Source organism: Actinoallomurus acaciae (genome assembly GCF_042429965.1).
In the GTDB taxonomy this organism is placed as follows: Bacteria; Actinomycetota; Actinomycetes; order Streptosporangiales; family Streptosporangiaceae; genus Actinoallomurus; species Actinoallomurus acaciae.
The window spans coordinates 1-3,825 of the sequence record NZ_JBHLZP010000668.1; the positions used below are offsets into that span (position 1 = coordinate 1).

The 3,825-nt window shown below is 72.2% G+C and carries 3 protein-coding genes; all 3 read right to left on the reverse strand.

Annotated features, from left to right (window positions below):
- Nucleotides 1–467, reverse strand: a 467-nt coding sequence (locus ACFFNX_RS44590) for an NADH-quinone oxidoreductase subunit NuoE family protein (RefSeq protein ID WP_378212321.1), incomplete at its 3' end; no start/stop codon positions are given.
- A 2-nt stretch (nucleotides 468–469) separates the two neighbouring features.
- The gene (locus tag ACFFNX_RS44595) at nucleotides 470–2,389 is read right to left on the reverse strand and encodes a molybdopterin oxidoreductase family protein (RefSeq protein ID WP_378212322.1); all 1,920 of its coding nucleotides are present in this window, start codon (nucleotides 2,387–2,389) and stop codon (nucleotides 470–472) included.
- 143 nt (nucleotides 2,390–2,532) lie between these two features.
- Nucleotides 2,533–3,528, reverse strand: a complete 996-nt coding sequence (locus ACFFNX_RS44600) for a 2-dehydropantoate 2-reductase (RefSeq protein ID WP_378212323.1) — start codon at nucleotides 3,526–3,528, stop codon at nucleotides 2,533–2,535.
- Between the last annotated feature and the right edge of the window lie 297 nt (nucleotides 3,529–3,825).

The window sequence follows — 3,825 nt, forward strand, 5'->3', positions numbered from 1 at the left end:
GCGCGCTCGCACAGTCCCAGGCACGGGCTGTGATGCCAGACGACGTCGCCGTCGCCCGCGGGCCGTCCGTGCGGGCCGAGCGAGTCCTCCAGCGACCGGCACAGCTCGGCCGAGCCCGCGGCGCGGCAGGCCAGGTCGGTGCACACGTGCACGACGCGACGCGGCCGGGGCTCCACGGACAGCAGCGCGTAGAACGTCGCCACCCCGTACGCCTCGGCGGGTGCGACGGTCAACCGCCGGCAGATGTAGTCCAGCGCGCCCTCGCTGATCCAGCCCACCCGGTCGTTGACCGCGTGCAGCGCGGGGAGCAGCAGGTCCCGCCGTTCCCGTGCCTCGTGGCCGCCCCGGGCGACCCGGATGTCGTCCCGGCCGCCGCCGTCCCAGGCGGAGGACGGCGGGCCGAGCAGCGCGTCGACCGCCGCGCGTTCCTCCTCGGTCGGCGCCACGTCCCGGAAGCGCAGGTCCATGGTCAGTTCCCTCCGACCTTCTCGACCCGTACGGCGGTCGCCTTGTACTCGGCGGTGCCGGCGATCGGGTCGGTGGCCTCGATGGTCAGGCTGTTGGTGTTCACCTCGTCGGGGAAGTGCATGGTCATGAAGACCAGACCCGGCCGCAGCGCCGGGTCCACGAAGGCCGGGGCGGTGACGGTGCCGCGCCGTGAGGAGATCCGGACCTGCTCACCCGTCGTGACACCGAGCCGTTCGGCGTCCTCGGGGGACAACTCGACGTTCTCCCCACGGCGCAGCGGCGAGGCGAATCCTCCGGACTGGACGCCGGTGTTGTAGGAGTCGAGCCGGCGTCCGGTGGTGAGCCGCAGCGGGAACTCCTGGTCGAGCCGGTCCACCGGCGGTGAGTGGCGCAGCACCGCGAACGGCGCGGGACGCCCACGGGCCTCCGGGTCGGTCTCCCACAGCCGCGAGTGCAGGAACGAGGGCTCCTCCCCGTCCTCGGAGTAACAGGGCCACTGGATGCCCTGCCGTTCCTCCAGCCGCGCGTAGCTCATGCCCGCGTGGATGGGGGACAGCGACCGCACCTCGTCCCAGATGTCCTCGGCGCGTTCGTAGCGCCAGTCGTGCCCGAGCCGGCGCGCCAGCGCGCACAGGATGTCGATGTCGTCGCGGGCCTCGCCGGGCGGGTCGAGCGCCTTGCGGACGCGCTGGACGCGCCGCTCGCTGTTGGTCATGGTGCCGTCGGACTCGCACCACGCGGCGCCGGCGGGCAGCACGACGTCGGCCATGCGGGCGGTCCTGGTGAGGAAGATGTCCTGGACCACCAGGTGGTCGAGCAGGCCGAGCCGCTTGACGGTGTGCTCGGCGTCCGCCTCGGACTGGGTCGGGTTCTCGCCGATGATGTACGCGGCCGTCAGCGTGCCCGCGCCCATCGCGGCGAGCATGTCGGTGAGGTTGAGGCCGTGGCGTGGCTGGATCTCGCGTCCCCACGCCTGGGCGAACCGCGTGCGCACGGCGGGGTCGAGGATGTCCTGAAATCCGGCCAGGCGGTCGGGGATGGCGCCCATGTCGCCGCCGCCCTGGACGTTGTTCTGGCCGCGGAGCGGGTTGAGGCCCGAGCCGTAGCACCCGACGTGCCCGGTGAGCAGCGCCAGGTTGATCAGCGCGCGGACGTTGTCGGTCGCGTTGTGGTGCTCGGTGATGCCGAGCGTCCAGCACAGCTGCGCCCGGTCGGCGCGGGCGTACGCGTGGGCGAGTTCGCGGATGGCCGCGGCGGGTACGCCGGTCTCGCGCTCGGCGGCCTCCAGGGTCCAGGGCTCGACCGACGCGGCGAACTCCGCGAACCCGCTCGTGCCGCGCTCGACGAACGTGGTGTTGTGCAGGCCCGCGTGGATGATCTCGCGGGCGACCGCGTTCGCCAGCGGAATGTCGGTGCCGACGTTCAGACCGAGCCAGCGGTCCGCCCACCGGGCCGTGCTCGTGCGCCGCGGGTCGACCGCGAACACGCGCGCGCCCCGGCGGATCGCCTTGAGCACGTGCTGGAAGAAGATCGGGTGCGCCTCGCGTGCGCTGGACCCCCACAACACGATGAGGTCGGTGTCCTCGATCTCCTGGTAGGAGGACGTCCCGCCGCCGCTGCCGAAGGCGGCGGCCAGACCGGCGACGCTGGGGGCGTGGCAGGTGCGGTTGCACGAGTCCACGTTGTTCGTGCCGATCACCACGCGGGTGAACTTCTGCGCGACGAAGTTCATCTCGTTGGTGGCCCGCGCGCAGGAGAACATCCCGAACGCGTCGGGGCCGTGGGCCTCGACGTTGCGGCGGAAGCCTTCGGCCGCGCGGTCCAGGGCCTCGTCCCAGGACGCGGGCCGGAGCTCGCCGGCGTCCCGGACGAGCGGGCGGGTCAGACGGACGTACGGCGCGCGGGGGGTTTTCTTCGCCATGCCGGGCCCCATTCTCGAAACCGAAGACTGTATACGATGTACCGTATGCCAGGCTACTCTCCCAGGCAATGGTCAGTGGCGGACCGCCTGTCCCTCATGAACGCGAGCGGACCCCGGTGAGACGGGTGTGACGTCCTCCGGTGTCAGGCGGGGACCGTGCTCCGGGCGGCGGCGGTGATCTTCTCGTTGGCCAGCCCCGCGACGGCGTTGATCGCGCGCAGGGTGGGGACGCGTGTTCCGGTCAGGTCGGCGAGTTCGACCACGGCCGCGAGGATCACGTCCAGCTCCAGCGGCTTGCCCTTCTCCAGGTCCTGGAGCGTGGAGGTCTTGTGGTGGCCGGTCCGCTCGGCGCCCGCCAGCCGCCGGCCGATGGAGATCTCCGGGCGGCAGCCGAGCCGCTCGGCGACGTCGAGGGTCTCGCGCATCATCGTGATCACCAGCTCGCGGGTGTCGCGGTGGCGGCAGATCTCGATCATCGTCGCCCGGCTCAGCGCGCTGATCGGGTTGAAGGCGATGTTGCCCATCAGCTTGATCCAGATGTCCTTGCGCAGGTCCGGCTCGACCGGGCACTTGAGGCCGCCGGCGACCATCGCCTCGCTGAACGCCCGGCAGCGGTCCGAGACCGTCCCGTCGGGCTCGCCGATGGAGAACCGCGTGCCCTCCAGGTGCCGGATCACGCCGGGCGACGCGATCTCGGTCGCGGCGTAGACGACGCAGCCGATCGCGCGTTCGGGTGGGATGGTGGCGGTCACGGCCCCGCCGGGGTCGACCGTCTCGATGCGGTAGCCCTCGTAGGGGCCCGGGTGTTCGTGGAAGTACCACCACGGAATGCCGTTCTGGGCCGCGATGACGGCGGTGCGCTCCGTGGTGAGGGGGGCCAGGATCGGGCCGCTGCCCGCGTAGGCGTTGGCCTTGAGCCCGAGGAAGACGTGGTCGACCGGACCGATCTCCCGGGGGTCGTTCGTGGCCGGGGGTCGGGCGGTGAAGTCTCCACGCGGGCTGAGCACGCGCACGCCGTCCCGCCGGATCGCCTCCAGGTGGGGGCCGCGGGCGACCAGGTGGACCTCCACCCCGGCGCGGTGCAGGGCTGCTCCGACATAGGCGCCGATCGCACCGGCGCCGACGACAGCGACTCTCACGGGAACTCCGTTCTCGTGGGGCTACTGCATTTTGTCTACAGTATGCCGCTATAGTGGTCAAGGACGAGTTTGCCTGCCCGAGGAGGCGAGAAGGTGCCTGGTGGCCCGCGCGGTCTTCAACGCCGATGGGACTCGGGTGACGGGACCGACGCCCACCCCCCTTCTCCTCAGACTCCGCCCCGCGCCGCGGCGGCGGCCATGCCCTGGCGCCTCGCCCGGGCGATGGCGGCCGCCGCGACGCCTCTCGATGCCATGGAGCTGCCGGTGGACGAGGCCGGCGGGGCCGTCCTCGCCGGC